Here is a 1,471-nt window from a genome sequence, read left to right as displayed (position 1 = left end):
GAACTCCATGGCGCTCTCCCCAATTAGTTCGTAGGGATAACAGTAGCGAGAGGGAATAACTGCACGTGAACGCAGCGAAACCGCACGGTGCCGCCGTGGTGTCAGCTGAAGGCTACTGATGCGGAAAGTTCGTACCGGCCAGTCGGGTTCACATTTCAGTCATCCGACCCGTCGGTCAGCAACGCCCCCCTCAGATCGGCCAGGGCGGATTCGCTGATCCCGATCGCATTCAGGTAGCCCTCGAACGATCCGTGCACCTGGTCGACGGCTTCCAGACCGCGGCGATAGTACTGTTCACTCACCCCGAGCATGGCGTTCGACAGTTCGGGCGGATTCTCGTCGCCCATCGTCGACCACACTGCCTGCATGTGTCTGCGCAACGGCTCGATTCCAGAGTTGCTTCGTAGAAAGTCGGCCACAATGTCCGCATCCGACACTCCGACAGCGCGCAGCACAGTCGCTACTGTCCACCCAGCACGATCCTTACCAGCGGCGCAATGCACCAGGATCGGCCCCTCCCCCGCTGCCAGTACTGTGACAACCTCTCGGATTGCGTCGAACGCGCCCGCGAGTGACGCATACGAGGAGTACGTGCGCATCATGTGCCCGAGCTGGCCGTCTTCGCCGCCCGCAACACCACCCTCGTGCGGAGCGGTATCGCTCGTGTGGTTTCGGTACGGAGTAGTGCGTAGGAGGACGCCGCTGGGAAGGCGATCGGCCCCGCTACGCGCTACTTCGGCATCGCCGCGAAGATCGAATACCGCCTTTACTCCAAGCCTTCTCATTTCGGTGCGGCCTTGTTCGTCCAACTGTGACAGCTCGGATGATCTGAATAGCATCCCACTCCGAACGGCACGCCCATCCATTGTTCGGGCGCCACCGACGTCCCGGAAATTCCATGCTCCGGACAATCGAAATTGGTCGATGAAAATCGGCCTCGACATGAGCAACCATCACCTCTGCATCGCGATAGGAGCATTTCCCGAAACTGCCAAATCCGACAAATGGTGTCGGATATCTTCATTCATCTCTTCCAGCGCACCTGAAGTGCGGGCCATTCCTCGTTCGATGGCGGCGATGAGTTGTGGTCGTAGTTCGGCGGCGGGGACGATGTGGTGGACGGATCCGACGGTTTGTGCTCGTTGGATGTTGTGGATGGCTTCGAATTCGGCGGCGACTTCGCCGAGTTTGGCGTTGCGGACGTCTGCTTTCTTGGTTGCCAGTTCGACGCGCAGGTGCGCGCGTTCGGTGTCGGTTGTTGCTGTTGCGAGTGTGGTTTCGAGTTTTTTGACTTCGGGGTCGGCGGCGGTGCGGGCGTTGACGTCGCGGGTGAAGACCACCGCTGCTGCGGGTGCGCCGCCGAGGACGGAGGCGAAGGATCCTTCGACGGCGAGGACTTCCATGTTGTCGTTGAGTGCTCCGGAGAAGACGACGAATGCGCCGCCGTGGTAGCGGGAGACGACGCAGAAGA

Annotated in this window: 1 protein-coding gene and 1 pseudogene; both read right to left on the bottom strand. The window is 60.5% G+C overall.

Annotation, left to right across the window (positions count from 1 at the left end; genetic code table 11):
- Window positions 1–155 precede the first annotated feature (155 nt).
- Window positions 156–944, bottom strand: coding sequence for a tyrosine-protein phosphatase (locus A2J03_RS22485; protein WP_068378415.1), 789 nt, complete (start codon window positions 942–944; stop codon window positions 156–158).
- Between the two features lie 105 nt (window positions 945–1,049).
- Window positions 1,050–1,471: pseudogene (locus A2J03_RS22480) on the bottom strand (hypothetical protein); the annotation flags it as partial.

Origin of the sequence: Rhodococcus sp. EPR-157 (assembly GCF_001647195.1) — a bacterium.
Lineage (GTDB): Bacteria > Actinomycetota > Actinomycetes > Mycobacteriales > Mycobacteriaceae > Rhodococcoides.
Note: the sequence above shows the minus strand (reverse complement) of the source record. Positions and strands in the feature narration are given on the sequence as shown.

Excerpts from the sequence above, each read along its gene's own strand:
- A2J03_RS22485 (WP_068378415.1), bottom strand. The coding sequence starts at position 944 with ATGTCGAGGCCGATTTTCATCGACCAATTTCGATTGTCCGGAGCATGG.